We start from the raw sequence: 19,982 nt of genomic DNA on the forward strand, positions 1-19,982 counted from the left end.
ACTCTGCTGCCAGGATGGTCCGATGAGCAGGGCCAAAAGACGCCTGCCCGAGGAGTCCATAACTGCCGGGTCGGACTTCCTTCACCTCGACATCGCCGTCGCGCCGCCCGGCCGTCGTGCCGACTGGCTCGCCGACCAGCTCCGGCGGGCCATCGCCGACGGGCGCCTCCCCGTCGGCGGTCGACTTCCCGCCACCCGGGTGCTCGCCGCCGACCTCGGCGTCTCGCGGGGCGTCGTCGTGGAGGCGTACCAGCGGATGGTGGAGGACGGCCACGTCGCCGGGCGCGGGCGGGCCGGCACCGTGGTCGTCGCCGCCCCGGCCGTCCCGCCCGCGCCGCCGGCCCCGGCCTCCGCGCCGACACCGGCCACTCTCTTCCCGCCCGCCCCGGGCACCGACATCTTCGACGCCGTACGCATGGCGCCCGCGCGGATCGACCTGACGCCCGGCGTACCCGATCTGGCGGCGTTTCCGCGGGCGGACTGGCTGCGCGCCGAACGGGCCGTGCTGCGGCACCTGGCGGCGTCGGACTTCGGCTACGGCGACCCGCGCGGGACACCGGCACTGCGGCGGGCCGTCGCCGTCTGGCTCGCCCGCAGCCGGGGCATCGCGGTCGACCCCGCCGAGGTGATCGTCACGACCGGCGTCTCCCAGGCGCTGGGGCTGGTCGCCCAGGCACTGCGCCCTGACGGGATCGACACCGTCGCCGTCGAGGACCCGGGTTCGCTCGGTGTGCGGCAACACCTGAACAACTGGCGGATCGCCACCCCGCCGGTCGCGGTCGACGCCGCCGGACTGCGGGTCGACGAGCTGGCCGCCAGCGGCGCTCCGGCGGTGATGCTCACCCCGGCCCACCAGTTCCCGACCGGCGTGGTGCTCGCCGGCGACCGCCGCCGCCAGCTCGCGGCGTGGGCCCGGGCCGGCGGCCTGGTCGTCGAGGACGACTACGACGCCGAGCACCGCTACGACCGGCCGCCGGTGCCCGCCCTGCGCGCCGTGCTGCCCGACCACGTCTGCTACGCCGGCAGCGTGTCGAAGCTGCTCGCGCCCGCCCTGCGGATCGGCTGGCTGCTGGTGCCGCCGCGGCACCGGGACGCGGTGGTCGACGCCAAGCGCAACGCCGACCTGGGTAACGCGGTGCTGCCGCAACTGGTGCTGGCCGAGCTGATGACCTCGGGTGCGCTGGAGCGGCAGCTGCGGCTGCTGCGTCGACGGCACGTCCGGCGGCGCGACGCGATGGTGGCCGCCGTCGCCCGGCACCTGCCGGGCGCGACGGTGCACGGGGCGGCGGCCGGGCTGCACCTGACGGTCACGCTGCCCGGCGCGGTGGCCGACACGGAGGTGGCGGCGGCCGCGTTGGAGCGCGGGGTGAAGGTGCAGCCGCTGTCGTGGCACTGCCAGCGTCCCCACCCTCCGGGGCTGGTCCTCGGGTACGCGGCCAACACTGCCTCGGCCATCGAGGAGGGCGTCGGGGTGATCGCCGCGGCCCTGGGAGCCGGCCGGAACTGACCGGCACCGGCAGCGAGCGGACGTGCCCGGCAGGGCGGCCGTCGACCGGGGGCGACCCGCCGTGTGCGGACCGCCGTGGGCCCGACCCGGGTGGTCGCAGGGAGTTTGTCCGGTGTCCGCGCGGGGACACGTCCCTGCCACCGCCATGCGTGAGAAGGAGTAGGCGTGCGTTCCTCAGCCGGCCTCGACGCCGTTTCCGGCCCACCCGGGTCATGACGCCGCCGTGTCCGCCCGACGAGTGACGGGAGCGCGGCGTCTCCGCTCGGTGACCGAGCAGTCCCGGGTCGCCACGGAGGAGCTCTTCCTCGACGTGGTGTTCGTCTTCGCGTTCATCCAGGTGACCACCCTGATGACGGCGGAAGCGGGCGAGCTCGGCGTGCTGCATGGCCTGCTCGTTCTCACCGTCCTGTGGTGGTCCTGGTCGCTGTTCGCCTGGCTCGGCAACCGGGCCCAGGCGAGCTACGGCATGTCTCGGCTGGTGATCCTCTCCGTCACACCGATCATGTTCGTGCTGGCGGTGACGATCAGCGAGGCATTCACCGACCTTCCGGGCGGCACGGACACGTCGCTGGCGTTCGTGGCGTGCTTCGCCGCCGTGCGGGTGCTCTACCTGGCGCTGCGGATCTACGCGACCCCCGGACTGCGCCGCGTCGACCTCGCCGCGCTCACCGTGCCGATGGTCGTCGCGGTCACCCTGCTGCTGGCCGCGGCGCTGCTTCCCCGATCGAACCTCGGCACCGACCAGGCAAGGGCCGGGCAGGTCGTCCTCTGGCTGCTGGCGGTCATCGTCGACTACGGGGCAGGACAGACGCTCCGGGTCCCCGAACGCCAGATCTTCTCCGCCCGGCACTGGGCCGAGCGGCACAACCTGATCATGATCGTGGCGCTCGGCGAGGTGCTGGTGTCGGTCGGCATCGCCGGCGGCGACGAACCGGGCTCACCGGGTCTGCTCACCGCCTCCGCGCTCGCCGTGGTGGTCGCCGGCGCCCTCGAATGGATCTACTTCGACCTGTCCGCCCTCATCGGCGAACGTGCGCTGCGGGACGCGGACCAGGCCCGCCGGGTGGCCCTCGCCAGAGACGGCTACACCTTCCTGCACCTGCCGATGATCGCCGGGATCATCCTGCTCGCGCTCGGGCTGAAGCACGTGCCGTCGCTGGTCGGCGACGCCCACGCCTACCGGCGGGGCGACCCTCTCGACAGCCTGGGTCGGTACGCCATGTACGGCGGGGTGGCGCTGTTCATGCTCGCGCACGCCGCGTTCCAGTGGCGGCTGAGCCGTGCCGTCCGCGCCCTCGTGTGGCCGCGGGTCTTCGCGGCGATCCTGCTGGTGGCGCTGATCCCGGTCATCGCCCGCCGGTCGGCACTCGCGGCGCTGGCGTGGCTGAGCGTGATCTGCGTCGTCACGGCGGTGATCGAGTTCTTCCTGTCCCGCCGCGAGCGGCGGCGGCTCCGCGAGGCGCTGGCGGAGGAGGAGTGCCCGAACAGTGTGCCGGCCGCGTGATCGGTGTGGGAGGCGTCCGCCGCACCGCTACGGGAGGTCGCTGTCGCCGCCCAGGTTGGCGATCATCCGGCGGAGGACGTTCAGGGCCGCGACGTACTCGTGGTCGGGCGCCGGTGGGCCCTCCCGTCGGTGAGCGGAAGGGGCCACCGCGGCCGTCATTCGTCGCAGCCGACGCCGTCGCCGTCCCGGTCCAGGTCGTAGATGTCGCTGCCGACCACCCACACCGGTCCCTCGACGTACGCGGGCCCGTTTCCGCTACCGCCGGCGCAGTCGACGTCGCTGGCGACGGGTACACAGGCGCCTGTGTAGTTGGGGTCGCACCGTTGCGTCTTCTTCGTGCCCACGGCGACGACCTGCGTGATCGGCGCCCTGGTGACAGCCGACCGCACCAGCTTTCGGTCGGTCTGGACGCCGTCGGTCACGGTCACCTCGTAGGTGAGGGTCCTGATTCCCGCGACACCGCGGGTCCGCACCTTCCGGGTGCCCTCCGGGAGGCTGGAGTCCTTGACCGTCCTGGTCTGGTAAGGAACCTTCTGGGTCTGCGTGACGGTGCGGATTTCGACGACCGGCGACGCCTCCACCGTGGGCGTCGGCTCCGCCGGTGCCGCCTCCGTCGGCGTCGGCCCTGCCGGGGCGGCGATGTCTGCCGCCCCGGCCGTGGATGCGTCCGCGCCCGATGTCTTCGGCTGCTCCTGGGTGGCGACGGCCCCCGGCCGCTCCGTGCCCGGAGGCGGATCGGTCGTCGCTCCGATCGCGAGGCCTCCGCAGCAGCACAGCACCAGGAGGCCGGTGGCCGCGAGCGTGATCTGCGCCCTGCCGGGCAACCTGCGCCACCACGACCGTCGGTCCTGCTGCGCGAACTGAGCCGTCGGGCGAGGAGGGACCCGGGCGTACGCGGCGGTCGGCGGCTCGAAGGGCTGGGGTGGCGGCACCCGGCCCTGCCAGGGGTCCTGCGGAGGCTGATATGTCACGTCCCACAGTGTGCTTGCGTCATCAACAATTGCCGCCGGCCAAGCGGCCACTGTCCGTATCGGCGTCGGACGGATCGTCGCGACGGAAGGTCGTCGATGGGTGGCCGGCCGTGCACGTGTCCGTCAGGTGACCGGAGGAGGGCCGACACGGCTGGTTCGACGTGGTCGGGCGTCGGTACCGGCGCCCGACGTCGTGCGTAATCCTGACGGCATGGCCGACGCGAACGTCCCGGAACCGCTCACGCTCCACGTGTACTGCCGGCTCACGGTCGCCGTGACCGACCCGCGAGTGCTCACCGACCACGCGGTGGCCGAGCTGCGGGCGGCGGACATCGACTGGTCGGCGGAGGAGGACGACCTCGACGCGGCCGCGGCGGAGCTGCGGGCCGACGTCGCGGTGTCGCTGGCGTCGGTGGTGGACATCGGCCGGCTGGTCAACGGGCTGCCGGGCGTGGCGGCCAGGGGCGGACTGTGCTGGGCCGAGGCCGGAGCACCCCGGGAACCGCACTGGCCCGGTTCCCCGAGCCCGCAATGACGGCGGCGACGGCATCCGGCTGTGCGACAACCCCGGCGGTGAGCCGATCCGCCTTCACGGGTCGGCGGCCGACCGAGTCCGGTGGCGGTGCCGTCGCGTCGGGTGGGGTGGGAGGTACGGGTGCGAGCTGTGGACGGCCGACACCCCGGCGCCGCCCGAGGTGTCGACGCCGCTCATGTCCGATGTGGTCGGTGTCACGCTAGCGTCTGCGCACGCCGACACCACCGCCACCGCTCCCGGACAGGAGAGCGCCATGCCCACACCGCTCAGGGCCGCCACCGCCCTCGTCACCGCGCTGCTGCTCGTCCTCACCGCGGCGGCCCCCGCCCAGGCCGCCACCCCGTACACCAAGACACCCGTCTCCGGGTCGCTGCGCGCCTACAACGTCTCCGGCGTCTCCTCCGGTGGCTACATGGCCACCCAGCTCCACGTCGCCTACTCGTCGCGGATCCGGGGCGCGGCGGTCTTCGCCGCCGGGCCGTACTACTGCGCGCAGAACAACGTCGTCCAGGCGCTCAACGGCTGCGGCGACAACCTGTACCCGACGAACGTGACCGCCCTGCAGACCTACACCCGGACGTGGGCCACCTACGGCTGGGTCGACCCGGTCGGCAACCTCTCCGGCGATCCTGTGTACGTCTTCCACGGCAACAACGACGGCGTCGTCAAGAAGTCCGTCACCGACGACCTGGTCCGCTACTACCAGCACTTCGGCGCCGCCGTGCAGTACGACAGCGGCTCGTCGGCCGGCCACGCCTGGGTCACCCCGTACGGGACGCTGGGTTGCACCGCCACCGCCTCGCCCTTCCTGAACGACTGCGGCACCCACCCGCAGAACGCCCTGCTGCGCAAGCTGCTCGGCAGCGTGCAGGCGCCGAACACGGGCCCGCTCGGCGGCACGCTCATCCGGTTCAGCCAGAACACCCACGCGGTCAACGGTTGGGCCAACGGCCTGAGCATGGACGCCAACGGGTTCGCCTACGTCCCGGCGACCTGCGCCGCCGGGCAGTCGTGCCGGCTGCTGGTCGCCCTGCACGGCTGCCTCCAGGGCTACGGCGCGATCGGCACCGCCTTTGTCGACCGGGCGAACCTCAACCAGTACGCCGACACCAACAACCTGATCGTGCTCTACCCGCAGGCGCGGGCCACCGCCGGCACCAACCCGAACGGGTGCTGGGACTGGTGGGGCTACCTCGGCGCGACCAACTACCCGATCAAGGGCGGCGCCCAGGTGGAGACCATCATGAACATGGTCCGCCGGCTGGACGGCTGAGCCGCCCCGACGCCTGAGCGGGGGCCCCGCACCAGGCTCCCGCTCAGGCCGGCTCGTCGGCGGGCGCGTCGCTGCCCACCAGGCGCGCGTCCGCCGCGGCCTGACCGTCGGCGTCCCCCGCCTCCTCGCACACCGTGGCGGCGTCCACCCAGTGCCGCCGCGCCTCGGCGGCGTCGCCGAGGGCCGCCGCCGCGTCGCCCAGGTGCAGCAGCGTCCGCCCCAGCCCCGCCGTCGGCCGCCCGCCGCGTAGCCGCCGGCTCTCCGCCAGCAGCTCGTACGCCTGCCGTGCCTGGCCGGGCGCGGAGGCCAGCAGCGCCGCTCCCGCGTTGAGCAGCGCGGCGGCCCGGTTGGTCGGGTCGGCCACGGACTCGTACTCGCGCAGCGCCGCCCGCCACGACTGCGCCGCGTCGAGGTGCTCGCCGAGCCCGGCGTGCACGAGCACCAGGTTGGTCAGCGCCGCCGCGTAGCCCCGGGCGTCGCCGAGCGCGCGGAAGGCGTTCGCCGCCCGCACCAGGTGGTGGTGCGCGGTCTCCAGCTCGCCCCGCGCCAGCCGGGCGGCACCCATTCCGAGGTCGGTCAGCGCGTGCCCGGCCCGGTCCGCGCCGGAGCGGTGCCGCCGGGACAGCTCCAGGTGCTCCACGGCGTCGTCGAGCTGCCCCAGGTCCAGCAGCACCAGGCCGAGGTTCATCCGCGCCTGCGCGGTGCCGCGCCGGCCCCGCTCCGCCACCGCCAGGCTGAGCGCCGTCGCCGCCCCCTGCGGGTCGCCCCGGCGGCGGCGCAGCACCCCCAGCTCGTTGTGCGCCCAGCCGGCGATCTCCGGCCGGTCGTCGGCGGTGGGCGTGGCCAGCACCGTGCGGCACACCTCCTCCCACTCGCCGAGCCGCTCCGCGTGGGCGAGCCACCCGCACAGCGCCACCGCCAGCCGGAACCACCAGCGGCGCACCCGCCGCGGCAGCGTCTCCGCCGCGCCCGCCGGCACCTTCACCACCGCCAGCAGCAGCTCCTGGTGCAGGTCGAACCAGCCGTACGGGTCGTCGTCCAGGGCCAGCGTCGGCTCCCGGTCCGGCGGCGAGCCGGCCACCGCGAGGCTCGCGGCGTGCCGCTCGGCGCAGCGGGCCAGGTGCCGGGTGAGCCGGGCCTGCGCGGCCACCCGCCGCCGCGCCGGCTCCGCGTCGCGCAGGTGCATCCGGGCGTACGGACCCAGCAGCGGGCGCACCTCGTAGCGGTCCCCGGGCGCGCCGGTCACGAACCCGCCGGTGGCCAGCTCGTGCAGCAGCGCGGCCACCCGGTCCGGGCGGCGGCCGGCGAGCGCCGCGATCGTCGGCCGGTCCAGCGGCACCGGGCTGAGCGACATCAGTCGCCACAACCGCCGCGCCTCGCCGCCCAGCGCGTGGTACGCGGTGTCCCGCCCGGTCACCAGCAGGGTCGCCGGGGACGCGGCGACGTGCTGGTGCGGGGGCGTGTCGACGGCGCGGCGCAGCGCGTCGAGCACGTCGGCGTGCCGCCAGCCGTGCTGCGCCGTACGCCGGCCCAGCTCCGCCACCGTGCGGGGCTGCCGGCCGCACAGCTCGACGAGGGCGCGTACGGCCGGGTCGGTGCGCGGATCCGGGCGGTGCGGCCGGGCGACGGGCGCGGCGGCGCCCGCGGCGGCGAAGAGCTCGACCGCGTCGTCGGCGTCCGGCTCGGCGAGGCCGTGCGCCACCACCCCCTCCAGGGCGTCGAGCGCGGGCGTGCCGACCAGCAGCAGTCGGCAGGCCCGCGCGGTCGGCGGCAGCAGCGGCCGGACCTGGCCGGGGTCGTCCACGTTGTCCAGCACGACCAGGATCTGTCGGCCGTCGAGCTGCCCGCTCACCTCGTCGGCGGCGTCGGCGAGGTCGTCGGCGTGGCCCGACGCCGGCGGCCGGGTGCCCAGGATCCGGGCCAGCGCGGTGAGCACCTGCCGCGGGCCGTGCGGCCGGCCGCCCCGCCGCAGGTCCAGGTAGTACTGGCCGTCGGGGAAGTCCTCCCGGCACAGGTCGGCGGCCTGGATCGCGCAGGACGAGGTGCCGACGGCCCGCCGGCCGACCACCGCGACCGCGTGCTCCTTCGTCAGCAGGTCGATGATCGCGTCGAGGTGCCCGGCCCGCCCGGTGAAACCCGCCGGCAAGGGCAGGGTGGGACCGCCGACGGCGGGCGGGGCCTCGGGGTCGTCCTTCGGCGTGGCCTGCTGACGCTGGCGCCGCCACTCCACGATGACGGCGGCGGCGAGGCCGAGCACGATCACCCCGGCGCTCGCGGAACCGAGCTGGGCGACCGACAGCTCGGAGAGCAGGTTGCCCGTGACGTTGCCGAGCACCGCGCTGACCGTCCCGCCGACCACGCCACCGATCGCCAGCAGCAGGCTCAGCCGGCGCGGCCGGCGGGAGCGGCCGGCAGGCCCCTGCCCGCTCACCGGACGCCCCCGGCGACCAGGCCGGCGACGAGCTGGCGGCGGGCCAACACCACCAGCAGCACCGGCAGGATCGAAGCGATCACCGAGCCGGCGGCGAGCGCGCCGCTGTTGGCGACGAAGCCGCGGGTCTGGCCGGCGAGGAACAGCCCCAGCGGCACCGCGCCCGGGCCGCTGAACAAAAGGCCCACCACCAGGTCGTTCCACACCTGCACGAACTCCAGCACGGCGACGGCGACGACGGCCGGGCGGTTGTGCCGAGCGAGCAGCCGCAGCGTGCCCCACCAGTGCCGCCCGCCCACCCGGGCCGCCCGCACCTGCTCGGCGGGCAGGTCGGCGAAGGCGTTGCGCAGCACCAGCACGGCGAACGGCACGCCCAGCGCGACGTGCACCAGCGCCAGGCCGCGCGCCGTGCCCGAGGACAGCGCCACCCCGAGCACCTCGTTGACGGGCCCCGCGATCACCTGCACCGGCACGATGCTGGCGGCCATCAGCAGCAGGCCCGTGCCCTGGGCGGCCGGCCCCGTCAGCCAGGCGAGGGGGTACGCGGCGAGCAGCGCGACGCCCAGCACCGCGGCGGTCACCACCGTCGCCAGCACCAGCGTGAAGCCCAGCGTGCGCCACAGCTCGACGCCGGTGAGCAGTTCCCGGTAGGAGGCGAGGCTCGGCGGTCTCGACCACCAGCCTTCACCCGCGGCGTCCACCGTTCCGTGCAGCGAGGTGGCGAGCAGCACCCCGAGCGGCACCAGCCAGGCGACCGCCGCGCCCGCGACCAGCAGCCGGGTCGACCGGCGTGGTGCCGGCGCCGCCGGGTCGGGCCCGGCGGGCGCCGGGTCCCGGGGCGGAGGCCAGGCCTGCCGCACGAACAGCGCCGCGACCAGCACCCCGGCGGCCACCGCCACCAGCCAGACGACGCCGAGCGCGGCGCCCTCACCGGTGGTGGCGCCGTTGGACGTCTGCCAGACCCGCAGCGCCAGCACCGACGCCTCGTCGCGCACCGAGCCGGGCGCCAGCACCAGGATCAGGTCGAACGTGCGGGTGGTGCCGAGCGCCACCAGGGTGAAGACGACCGCGACCGTACGCAGCAGCAGCGGTCGCCACTGGGCGTCCCAGAGCACGTCGCGGCGGTTGCCGCCGTACGCGCGGACCGCGTCGGCGAGGCTCGGCGGCACCGCGTCGAGGGCGGCCCGGAACACCAGCACGGCCAGCCCGACCCAGGCCCACACGAACGCCGACATCAGCGCCACCGTGACCAGGCCGGGGCCGAGCAGGTGCGGCGCGTCCGCCGCCGACCGGCCGGTCAGCTTCGCGGCGACCAGGGTGGCCAGCCCGCGCTCCGGGTCCGGGTCGTACATGAGCCGGAACGTGACGCCGGTGACCACCAGCGGCAGCGCGGTCGGCACCACCAGGATCAGCCGGACCAGCCCGCCCTCCTGCGAGCGGCGGGAGGCGGCGGCGAGCAGGTAGCCCAGGACGGTCACCACGGCCGGCACGACCAGCGCCCAGAGCACCGTGCGACCCACCACCGCGCCGGTGCCGGGCGCGGCCAGCGCGGTGCGGTAGTGCTCCGCGCCGACCCACCGGCCGTCGGTGGTGACGCTGGCGTGCAGCGTACGCAGCACCGGCCACGCCACCAGCCCGCCGAGCAGCAGCAGGGCGGGCAGCAGCAGTGTCGAGGTGGCCCCCGCCGCAGGGTAGGCCCGCCCGCGCTGGGGCGGGCCGACGTCGTCGAGCACCGCCGGCTCGCCCAGCACCCGGCTCATCGGCCCCTCCCCGCGGAGCGGGCCGCCGTGGCCAGTTGACCGGTCGCCCGCCGGACCGCCTCGCCGACGGCGACCCCGTCGGTGACGTCGGCGAAGAAGTCCTGCATGATCCGCCAGATGCCCACCCCGTCGGAGCCGGTGAACGGGCCGGGCAGCCGGTCGGAGAGGTCGAAGAGCACCACCTCGGCCGTGCGCAGCTCGGAGGCGAGGCGGCGGCGCACGGCGTCGCGGTAGTCCGCCAGCGGCACGGACACGTTGGGGGAGAGGTAGCCGCCGGCGCGCAGCCACGGCTCGAACGCCGTCCCGCCGCTGAGCCAGCGCACCAGTTCCGGGCCGCGGGCCGAGCCGGCGAAGGCCACCGCCGCGTCGCCGCCGACGATCAGCGGCTTGTCGGCCAGGCGGGCGCCGGGGAACCGGAACGTCTCCGGCCGCTCCGGGCCGCGGCGGAACCGGCTGGCGACGTCGTCGACGAAGTCGGCCTCGAAGAGCATCGTGGCCCGCCGGTGGTACACCACCTGGATCACCGACTCCTCGTACTGGGTGAGCAGGGCACGGCGCCCGCCGCCGGGGAACGCGCCGTCGACGCGCCACAGCTCGGCGAGCCGGTCCAGCGCGACCTGCACCGGCCGGGCCCGCCAGTCGGCCTCACCGTGGGCCAGCGCCTCGTAGAAGCCGGGCGGCGCCACGTCGGCGAGGACGTTCTCGAACCAGTCGGTGAGCACCCAGCCGTCGGCCGCGCCGACGGCCAGCGGGGCGGGGCCGTCGCCGGCCCGGGCGCGCGCGCCGAGCCGCCGGGTGAGCGTGACGAGCTGGTCCCATGTGCGTGGCGGCTCGGGGAGCATCGACGGGAGGTACCAGAACAGCGACTTGTGGGCCGCCTTCACCCAGACGCCGTAGCGCCGCCCGTCGGCGGTGAGCAGGTCGGCCATGCCGGGCGGGAGGGCGTAGCTGGCGGCCGGGGTGAGCTCGCGCAGCCAGCCGCGCCGGGCGTACTCCACGACCAGCCCCGACCTGGGCAGGATCGCCACGTCGGGGCTGGTGCCGGCGAGCTGGCGGGCGCGCAGGAACGCGTCGATGTCGTTGCCGGCGCTGATCACCTGCACGCCGGCGTCGTAGCCGGCCACCACCTCGCGGAACCGGGCCAGCTCCCCGCCGCTCCACACCACCGCGACCTGGACCGACGGCTCCGCCCGGGAGCAGCCGGCGACGGCGGTCGCGCCCGCCGCCGCGGCGGCCCGCAGCAGGGCACGGCGGCGCAGCCGCCCCGGTGCGGTCACGCGACCACCTCGGCGGCGACCGGCACGTCGGCCAGCGCGTCCGGATCGCGGGTGCACACCAGCACGGCCGCCCCGGCGGTGTCCGGCGGCGACAGCCGGCCGACCAGGTCGGTGAGCCGCCCGCCGCCGGCCGGCCCGGCCGGCAGGTCGATCACCAGCACCTCGGGCAGGCAGGCCACCGCCCGGGCCAGCGCGACCCGGAACCGTTGCGCCTCCGACAGCAGGTGCGGTCGCAGCTCCAGGGTCGGCGCCAGCTCCAGCCGGTCGACCACCGTCGCCGTCCAGTCGTCGGCGACCTCCCGCACCCGCTCCCGCCGACGCAGGCCGTAGGCGATGTTGCGGCGCACGGTCAGGTGGGGCAGCAGCGCGCCGCCGGCCGGGACGTAGGCGATCCGGCGGCGCGGCGGCGGCATCCCGGTGACGTCCCGACCGCCGACCAGGACCTGACCGGCGACCGGCGCGGCCAGCCCGGCCACCACCCGGGCGACGGCGGTGCCGACCGGCGGGTCGGCCACCAGCGCGGCCGAGGCGCCCGCGGCGACGTGGAGGGTCACCGGCGCGGCGTCGGGCACGGCGACGAGTTCGCGCAGTCGTAACGTGGCCATCACCTCCGGTGACCCGGGCAGTCACCCCCAGGGTGGCACAAACCGGCGACCCGCGGTGCCCCGCAACCCTCCCCTGTGGAGTCAGGGCGGGTTCATGCCACCACCTCCGGCGGCACCGGCTCCAGCGCGTCGAAGCGCAGCCCCAGGGACGGCGGGGTGAGCAGCGGCTGCCGTCGCCGCTGGGTCCACAGCACCGGCCTGCCGTCGGTGGCCCGGGCCAGCACCGCCCGCCGCTCCACCCGTACGCCGTCGGCCGGCACCGCCGCCGGTTCGAGCTGGTGGGTGGGGTGCGTCCCGCCGGCGGCCGGGTCGACCAGCAGGTCACTCTCCGCCTCGGGCAGCAGCACCGCCGTGGGCCCGGACAGGTCCACGCCGCGCCCCTGCACGTACCGGCGCCGGCCGGCGACCTCCTCCACCACGTACGGGTGCCAGTGGCGGGGCACCCTCGTCATCGGCCGGTACGCGAACCCGGGCCGGCCGGAGGCGTCCAGGTGGGCCGGGGGCTCGGCCGGGGCCTCCTCGTCGCCGAGCACCCCGCGCCCGCGCAGCCGCTGCTCCACCGCCCAGACCAGGTTGGCGTCCTCGTCGGTGCCGATCACCACCTCGTCGAGCACCGGGCCGACCAGCGGTGTGGCCGCCGTGGCCCAGACCACCAGGGAACGGCTGTCCAGCCCGTCGGTGGCGAAGAGGCTCCAGCCGGCGGGCGGCGTCACCGGCCAGTTCTCGCCGAACGAGTCGTGCACCACCACCTCGTCCAAGGTGACCACGTGCCCGGCCAGACCGGGCACCGCGAAGGCGAACCAGTCGTCGGAGTGGTTGACGATCAGGTCGATCAGCAGCAGCGTCGCCAGGTGGGAGCGGTCCGGCGGGTAGCCGGCGACGTCCACCGCGGCGTCCTCGATCTGCCACCACCGGGGCATCGGCGCGCCCGGGTAGCGGACCCGCCGGGGCACGGTGGTCGCCGCGTCGACCGACACGGGCGGGTCGGGCAGCGGGCGGTCGGCGTCCACCGCGTACCAGTCGAGGTCGCCGCCGTCGTGCCGGCGCAGCGCCAGGGTCACCCCGTCGGCGGTGAAGTCGGCGTCGTAGGCCAGCTCCGCCGGATCCCACAGGTCCACCGGCTCCGGCTGCGGCGGGCGCAGCCCGGCGAACCACGCCTCGGGCAGGCCCAGCTCGCTGCGCCGCCGCCACAGCTCGCGGCCGTCCACGCCGGTGCCGTCCAGCACGTCGTACGGCACCGGCAGCGCCGCGAGCAGCAGGGTCGGGTCGGTCGGTAGGGGAGTCCCGGCCGACCCGGCCGCCGCCGCGACCGACCGGCCCGCCGCGATCCGCCGGCCGGGCGTCCACCAGTCACCCGGCTCGGACTCGACGATCGCCTCGGCGGGGGTGGTGCGCGGGTCCAGGTGTGGCTGCCCGCCCAGCGGGTCGACGGGGGTGAGCCGGGCCCGGTAGCTGACCCGCACCGGGGAGGACGCGTCCTCGCCCCGGTGCTCGCCGAGCTGCCACTGCCGGCCGAGCAGCCAGGCCGGGTCGGCGACCTCGGCGGCGAAGCCACGGGTCAGGTCCGACCCGGCCTGGTCCGCCTCCAACCGTCGTACCGTGTCGAAGACCAGTGCCATCGCAGGTTCACCTCCGGGTCGCATCGAGCGGGACCCCCGTGGGTCCGTCGGCGGGCAGCAGCCCGGCCGGCAGCAGCCCGCGCAGGCCGGGGGTGAGGTCGGCCGGCCGGGCGACCCGGGCCCGGGCCAGCTCGCGGACGTCGGCGAGAAGTTCCACCAGGGTCTCGGGGTCGAGTGGCCGCGACAGGTCCGGCGGCACGGCGAGCAGGATCGCCTGCGGCGCCCGGGCGGCCGGGGCGTCGAAGCCGAAGGTCGCCGCCGTGGCCTGCGCCGCCTCCGGGACCACCTCGGTGAACCGGTCGAGCACGGCCACCGCGACCGGCGCCCCCGGCGGCGTGGCGGTGAGGTCCAGCGTCGGGTCGGCGTACGCGACGACCAGCCGTCGCCCGTCGGGGCCGCCGCTCTGCCACGGGTCGCCGGGCTTGTTGCTCCAGCCCGCCAGGGCCGGCCCGGCGGCGGCGGGCGTGCCCTCGGCGAGCTGGTGCGCCTCCAGCCTGGCGAGCGGCTCCCGGACGGCGGCGACCACCGGCAACCAGTCCGCGTCGAGCGTCCCGTCGCCGGTCAGCGCGGGCAGCGCCGAGCGGGGCAGCCGCGCGGTCACCGCGAGCTGGCCGGTCGGGCTGACCAGCGCGGCGAGCTGCCCGACCAGGTCGTCGCGCGTCAGCTCCGCCGCCGGGGAGGGCGACCCCGGGCCGGCCGGCGCGGTGTTGGCGGCGGCGTCGAGCCGCGCGTCGAGCAGCTCCCGCACCCGGACGGCCTGCGCCACCAGCCGCCGCTGCGCGGCCTCCGCGCCCGACGCCGCCTCCGTCGGCGCCGGGTCGGGGGCGAGGCCCCAGGCGCGGGCGGCGGTGACCAGGCGGGCCAGCACCGCCGGGTCGGCGCCGCCGATGCCCCCGTCGCCCGCGGTCAGCGCCAGCTCGGCGGCGAGTTGGGCGGCCAGGGCCGCCGCCGTGTCCCGGACCCGGGCGTAGCGGGCCAGCAGGTCGGCGTGCGCGGCGGCGGGCGGGTCGGCGCAGTCCGGCCGCTCGGCCGTCGCGTCCGGGTCGGCCGGGTGGCGGCCGATCAGGGCGACCAGCCGCGCGGCGGCCTCGTAGCGGGCGACGCCGTCGCCGCCGGTCAGCGTGGCCGCGGCCGGCTCCGCGCCGAGCGCGGCGGCGCCGGCGGCGACGGCGAGGCGCTCCAGGTCGGTGCGCGCCAGGGCCAGCGCGTCCGCCGGCCCGAGCCCCAACGCGTCGAGGGTGACGGTGGCGACGAGCCCACCGGCGGCGACCTCGAACGTCCAGTCGGGGCCGACCTGGGTGGCCAGGAACGCGGCGGTCGCCGGGTCGGCCAGGGCCGCCGGGGCGAGGGTGGCCCGGTCGGTCGGATCGGCCGGCAGTGCGGCTTCGGCGACGTGCGGCAGGACGACGACCACGCCGGTGCCCACCGCCCGCCCCTCGCGGGGGGTGCGCAGCAGCCCCAGCCGCGGCGGGCGGGTCAACCCGGCGGCGGCGTCGAGCGCCGCCCCGGCCACCTCGGCCCGGCCCTCGGTGACGTGGTGCACGGCCTCGGCGACCAGCAGGTCCCCGTAGGCGTCCATGGCGACGCGCAGCCGGTCCAGGCCGGCCAGGCGGTCCGGGTCCAGCCCGAGGCCGCCCGGCGGGGCGGCCAGCACGGCCAGCCCGTCGCAGACCCGCCGCCCGGCGTGCTCGATGCGGACGGGGAAGTCCCGGCGCAGCCGCTCCACGTCGGCCGGCGTGCCCACCACCCGCTCCACCTCGCGGCCGAGCGCCTCGGCCAGGTGCGCGCCGACCCGGACGTGCTCGGCGATCCGGTCGGCGTCGCGGACCGACCGGGACGTGAGGTCCAGGTCCCAGCGGGGCGACGGGTCGCTGACCGCCCTGTCCCGCAGCACCGTGGCGGCGAGACCCTGCCCGGCCGACGGCGCGTGGATCAGACCGGCGGCCGTGGGCCCGGGGGCGCCCGGCCGGGGCCGGTCCACCCAGCCGTACGCCCCGAGCCGGGGCTTGGCCGCCTGCTGTTCCACCAGGTCGTGCAGCCGCCGGGTGGGCGGCCCCAGCAGCCACGGGTCGACCCGGTACGCGGCGGTGTCCACGGTGGCGCGCAGCAGCCGCTCCAACCGGGGCGGCTCGATCTCGCCGAGCGCGAGCAGCCCGTCGACCACCCGCTCGTACGCGCGGGCCTGCGGGGTGGGCCCGTGCAGCGCGGTGGCGGGGGTGTTGGCGATCCAGCCCTGGAGCCGGCCGCCGGTGGCGGCGTCCCGGGCCACCGGCTCCGGGCCGGGCGGGGCCTCGCCGGCCAGCGCCCGCCCCACGTCGCCGATCGCCACCTGCAACGACCGGACGGCGAGCCGCAGCAGCAGGCTGTCCAGCGGGTACTCCCTGAGCAGTTCCTTCTCCAGGATCGCGCGGTTCGCGTACGCCCACGGCTGCGCCTCCGCGACCTCCACCAGCCGCTTCAGCACGTCGGCGACGCCGGTGCCGGCGGGCAGGCCGTCCGGCGTCACGAGCGGGATCTCCAGCCGGCGGGGCGCGCCCGTGGCCCCGTAGCGGCGGTGCGGCGCCAGGCCCAGCCGCTCGGCGTCGGGGTGCCGGTGCCGCCAGGCGGCGTCCAGGTCGGACCAGGACGCGCCGTAGCCGAGCAGGAGCAGCACCAGCCACCACAGCTCCAGCGGCCAGGCCCGGCGGTGCCGGAACAGCGGCGAGGTCGGCACCTGAGCGATCAGGTCGAGCAGCTCCTCGGTGGACGCCCCGACCACTGTGCCCCGCTGCTCGGCGGCGGCGGCGTACTCGGCGCGCAGGTGGGACAGCGGCTCGACCAGGCCCGCCTCGACGGGCGGGTCCTTCGGCTCGGGCACCCACCGGCGCAGCACCGTGGCCGGCAGCAGCCCGTAGGGCTGGGGGCCGACGCGCAGCGTCGGGAACGGCCCCTCGGGCAGCAACGCGCCGGGCGCCCACTCGGCGGCGGCGCCGGTCGGCAGCGCCCACACGTCCGCCCCGGCGAAACCCCACAGCGCCGGCCAGAGCCCGGCGACCGCCGCGCCCGCCCAGCGCCGGTGCGGCTCCGACGTGCCGGGTAGGGCGCCGAGCAGCCCCGGGTCGCCGGTGAGCGTGGCGGAGACCAGCCGGTCGGTGTCGGTGGGCGCACCGGTGAGCACCCCCCACCAGGCCGGCGGGTCCCCGGTGACGGGCGCGGCGGGCGCCCCGTCCACCGTGTTCGTCGCCGAGCCGGGGGCCAGCAGGGACAGCCGTCCCTCGTCGCGGTGGCTGCCGAACAACGCGCCCGGGTCGCCGTCGCCGAGACCGGTGACGTAGAGCGCGTCGATGTCGTGCGGGTCGCCGTCCAGCGGCACCTTCCCGGCCAGGCCCGCCTCGACGGCCTCGTCCCAGTTCTCCCACCACCGCCGGTCCGCCGGTGCGTCCGGGTCGGGGAAGTCGACCGCGAGCCGGCTCCGGTCGACGGTGAGGGTCAACACCTGCGCCGGCGGGCCGCCGCCGCGGGCCAGCCAGACGTGCAGCGTGTCCGGGAACTCCTCGATCCGGGGGAAGGCCGGCTCGGTGCGCAGCTCGTCCGCGCCGACCGGCCGCAGCACGGTGGTGCCGTCGGGGGCGGTGACGGCCAGCGTCCGGACCAGCCAGACCGCCCGTGCCCCGCCGACGTGGACGGTCAGCTCGCGCCAGGCGACCTCGCCGCCCCCGGCGTCGAGATAACGCCGCACCGCGTCGACCTCGCCCGGCGACACCCGCGGGTCGTGCCGGGCGAACCAGGGCTCGTCCGGCACCACCAGCAGGCGCAGCAGGCCGGGGGAGAACCGGGTCTCGATCCGCACCGGCAGCAGCACGCCGACGACTGGTTCCGCCATCACGGTCCTTCCGGGTCGAGGTGGTCGCCGCGGATGAGCACCCGCACCGGGCGGGCGAAGCTGCTCCGCGCCCAGGTCTCCGGCACCGGGGAGGTCGAGGCGTCGTTGGCGAAGCGGTAGCCGGCCGGGGGTTCCTCGAAGACCAGCCAGTGCCGCAGCACGTCCGCCGGGTCGAACCCCTGGAAGCCGAAGAAGGTCACGTCGGTGCCGATGCGCCCCTGGAAGCTGGGCAGCACCCGGACCGCTCCGGCCGGCGGGTCCTGCCCGAAGTCGACCGTGCCGGCGTGCTCGGCGGTGACCAGGTACACCACGGTGGCCGGATAGCGGAGGAACAGCCGCCCCTTGATCACCACGACCAGGTCCCGGCCCGAGGCGCCGGCCGGGCGGTGCGCCGGGGTGCCCAGGCCGCTGTCGTCCGGCCAGTTCCCGATGCCGGTGATGTCGTCGACGCGGGCGCCGGTGCCGGTGTCGGCCCGGCTCCAGAACACCCGCAGCGGGGTGCAGCCGGTGGCCACCGGGATGTTGCGCCACCGCAGCTCGCCGAGGAGCTGGGTGTTCAGCCCGGTCAGCAGGGCGTCGACGAAGCGGGGGTTGGTCTCCACCGCGATCACCGAGTTCTCCGGCAGCGCGCCCACCCCGGGCAGCAGCCACTCGTCGAAGGCGTCGCGCAGGTCGGCCCAGACCGGTCGGCCCAGCCCGACGCAGACCTCCGGCGGGGCGAGCGGCTGCGCCGGGTCCAGACCGTCGATGGTGGACAGCACCCGTACCCGGGCGGCGGCGCCGGGGCCGGTCGGGTCGAACGCGGCGGCCACCCCGGCGGCCAGAGCGTCCAGGTCGACCGGGCGGCACGGCGGTTCCACCGGCTCCGGCTCGGCCAGCCCGTCCAGCAGCGCCGGCAGGTCGTCCTCGCCGGCCGGCTTCGGCCAGCGTTCCAGCAGCTCCTGCAGGGCGGCGGCGAGTCGCTCCAGCTCCCGCTCGGCGCGGTCGTCGACGGTCGCGGCGGCGGCCAGCAGGGCGAGGGCCTCGGCCCACGGCGCCGGTGACCCGGCGTGCGCCGCCCGGGCGAGTCGCTCCGCCACCGCGTGTGCCAGGTCGCGCAGCTTCGGGTGGGCGGCCTCGGCCAGCTCCTTCGCCCGCCCGGCGGCGGCGTGCAGGTCCACCTCCCCGGTCTCCGCCGCCCGGCGTCGACGTTCCTCCAGGTCGTCGAGGTCGATGCCGAGGTCGTCCAGCGGGAGTCCGTCGGCGCTCGGGCGCGGCGGGCGCGGGCACCGGTTGGCGGCCTTGAGTACCTCGCCCGCCGGCACCGCGCCGGCGGCGGTCAGCGCGGTGCGCGCCGGCCCGGCGCGCAGGATCCGCCGGGCCGCGCCGGAGAACAGCCCCGCCGGCAGCGGCCGGTCCGCGGCGGTGGCGAGCGCGGCCACCGTCCCGTCCGGGGTGACCACGCGGCCCAGCGCCGGCCCGAGCAGCCAGAGCCGCTCGTACGCGTCGGCGGGCGTCCGCCGCCGCCACAGCCCGCCCGCGGCGTGCAGGCCGAGCACCAGGTCCCGGATCCGCTGCCGTGCCTCGGCGAGCGCGCCCTGGTGGGCGCGGGCCTCGGCGGCCAGTTCCTCCTGGAGGCGGATGCCCAGCTCCAGCCCGAGCCCGGCCACCCCCCGGTCCCGGGGGTCGGTGTTCAGGCTGCCGCTCCAGGTGGTCTCCTCCGGGGCACCGGCCCGCCACGCCTCGCCGTACCGGGGCAGCCCGACGATCGGCCGGCCCCGGTCGTCCCGCGCCGGGGTGCGCAGCGCGTCCAGGTCGTCGTGGACCTCGCCGGGCAGCGTCGCGTCGGTGCCGCCGAGCGGGGCGAGTGCGCCGCGTACCGCCAGGTCGCCGGCGGTGGGCACCCGAGGGTAGTCCAGCGGTGCCCGGCCGGTCTCCGGCTCGGCGGCGCCGGGGCGCAGCGCGGCGGCCAGGTCCTCGAAGCTTCCCGCCGGGGTGGCGGTGCGGAACCGCCAGGTGTCGTAGCAGGGCACGGTGGCCGGACCGGTGCCCGTCCACCGCGGCTGCCCCGCCGGGTCGTACGCCGGCACCAGCGCCGCGACGTAGTCGGTGCCCGGGGCGAGGGGCCGCCCGGAGAGCAGCCGGGCGATCCGCCTCCCGGCGGTGTCCACCTGTAGGTGCGCCCACCGGTACGCCGTCGCGCCGGTGCCCAGCGGGTGCAGCGCCTGCACGGCCGGGCTGAGCGTCACCTGGTCCCCGGCGAGGGTCAGCTCGTCGCCGTCCAGCCCGACGACCAGCACCAGCCAGGGATGCTGCGCGCCGGTGCCGGCGGCCGGGCGGGGCGCCGGGGTGTACCGCCACGGCAGGGTCGCGTCGGCGAACTCCACGTGCGGGCAGCGGTCCGACTCGTGGTCGACGGCGCCGGGCGTCGGGTAGCGGCGGGTTATCGCCCCGGGGGCGAGGCGGACCACGTCGGCCGGGCCGGCGAGCAGGAACCGTACGGTGCCGGTGGCGGCCGTGGTGGTCGCGCCGGCGGCGTCGGTGCCGGTGAGGGTGACGGCCGTCTCGACCCGGGGCCGCCCGTCCTGCACGCCGGCGGCCAGCGCGGCGATCCGCTCCCGCGACCATCCGTGGAAGGTGAGCTGTTCGTCGGCCATCC

At 76.9% G+C, this 19,982-nt stretch carries 12 protein-coding genes; 4 read left to right on the plus strand and 8 right to left on the minus strand.

All coding sequences use genetic code 11. The annotated features are described in order from the left end of the window. Nucleotides 1–22 precede the first annotated feature (22 nt). Both ABZ793_RS24785 and ABZ793_RS24790 read left to right on the plus strand, forming a co-directional pair. Nucleotides 23–1,507: a PLP-dependent aminotransferase family protein gene (locus ABZ793_RS24785; RefSeq protein ID WP_357461442.1), complete on the plus strand. Its 1,485-nt coding sequence runs from the start codon at nucleotides 23–25 to the stop codon at nucleotides 1,505–1,507. 265 nt (nucleotides 1,508–1,772) lie between these two features. Further along, nucleotides 1,773–3,011 (plus strand): low temperature requirement protein A, encoded by a 1,239-nt coding sequence (locus tag ABZ793_RS24790; protein ID WP_357461445.1) that lies wholly within the window; start codon nucleotides 1,773–1,775, stop codon nucleotides 3,009–3,011. A 155-nt stretch (nucleotides 3,012–3,166) separates the two neighbouring features. On the opposite strand, the gene ABZ793_RS24795 is transcribed toward ABZ793_RS24790, so the two are convergent. Further along, nucleotides 3,167–3,982, minus strand: coding sequence for a G5 domain-containing protein (locus tag ABZ793_RS24795; RefSeq protein WP_357461448.1), 816 nt, complete (start codon nucleotides 3,980–3,982; stop codon nucleotides 3,167–3,169). 211 nt (nucleotides 3,983–4,193) lie between these two features. On the opposite strand from ABZ793_RS24795, the gene ABZ793_RS24800 reads away from it, so the two are divergent. Continuing rightward, entirely contained in the window at nucleotides 4,194–4,517 is a 324-nt protein-coding gene (locus tag ABZ793_RS24800) for a hypothetical protein (protein ID WP_357461451.1), read from the plus strand. A gap of 253 nt (nucleotides 4,518–4,770) precedes the next feature. Then, nucleotides 4,771–5,790: a PHB depolymerase family esterase gene (locus tag ABZ793_RS24805; RefSeq protein WP_357461455.1), complete on the plus strand. Its 1,020-nt coding sequence runs from the start codon at nucleotides 4,771–4,773 to the stop codon at nucleotides 5,788–5,790. A gap of 43 nt (nucleotides 5,791–5,833) precedes the next feature. Here the strand turns inward: ABZ793_RS24805 and ABZ793_RS24810 are convergent, their stop codons facing one another. From ABZ793_RS24810 to ABZ793_RS24840, 7 genes are all read right to left on the minus strand, one after another. Then, nucleotides 5,834–8,221, minus strand: coding sequence for a tetratricopeptide repeat protein (locus ABZ793_RS24810; protein ID WP_357461458.1), 2,388 nt, complete (start codon nucleotides 8,219–8,221; stop codon nucleotides 5,834–5,836). Continuing rightward, the gene (locus ABZ793_RS24815; protein WP_357461460.1) at nucleotides 8,218–9,981 is read right to left on the minus strand and encodes an ABC transporter permease subunit; all 1,764 of its coding nucleotides are present in this window, start codon (nucleotides 9,979–9,981) and stop codon (nucleotides 8,218–8,220) included. The genes ABZ793_RS24810 and ABZ793_RS24815 overlap by 4 nt, the downstream gene beginning before the upstream one ends. After that, nucleotides 9,978–11,258, minus strand: coding sequence for an extracellular solute-binding protein (locus ABZ793_RS24820; RefSeq protein ID WP_357461463.1), 1,281 nt, complete (start codon nucleotides 11,256–11,258; stop codon nucleotides 9,978–9,980). The genes ABZ793_RS24815 and ABZ793_RS24820 overlap by 4 nt, the downstream gene beginning before the upstream one ends. Next, nucleotides 11,255–11,863: an ATP-binding cassette domain-containing protein gene (locus ABZ793_RS24825; protein ID WP_357461465.1), complete on the minus strand. Its 609-nt coding sequence runs from the start codon at nucleotides 11,861–11,863 to the stop codon at nucleotides 11,255–11,257. The genes ABZ793_RS24820 and ABZ793_RS24825 overlap by 4 nt, the downstream gene beginning before the upstream one ends. A 92-nt stretch (nucleotides 11,864–11,955) precedes the next feature. After that, nucleotides 11,956–13,482, minus strand: coding sequence for a hypothetical protein (locus ABZ793_RS24830; RefSeq protein WP_357461468.1), 1,527 nt, complete (start codon nucleotides 13,480–13,482; stop codon nucleotides 11,956–11,958). Between the two features lie 7 nt (nucleotides 13,483–13,489). Beyond that, nucleotides 13,490–17,344: a hypothetical protein gene (locus tag ABZ793_RS24835; protein ID WP_357461471.1), complete on the minus strand. Its 3,855-nt coding sequence runs from the start codon at nucleotides 17,342–17,344 to the stop codon at nucleotides 13,490–13,492. After that, nucleotides 17,344–19,980 carry a hypothetical protein gene (locus ABZ793_RS24840; RefSeq protein WP_357461474.1) on the minus strand — a complete coding sequence of 879 codons (2,637 nt, stop codon included), beginning with the start codon at nucleotides 19,978–19,980 and terminating at the stop codon, nucleotides 17,344–17,346. Before ABZ793_RS24840 ends, ABZ793_RS24835 begins: the two co-directional genes overlap by 1 nt. Nucleotides 19,981–19,982 lie beyond the last annotated feature (2 nt).

The sequence above is a fragment of the Micromonospora sp. NPDC047465 genome (assembly GCF_040643125.1).
In the GTDB taxonomy this organism is placed as follows: domain Bacteria; phylum Actinomycetota; class Actinomycetes; order Mycobacteriales; family Micromonosporaceae; genus Micromonospora.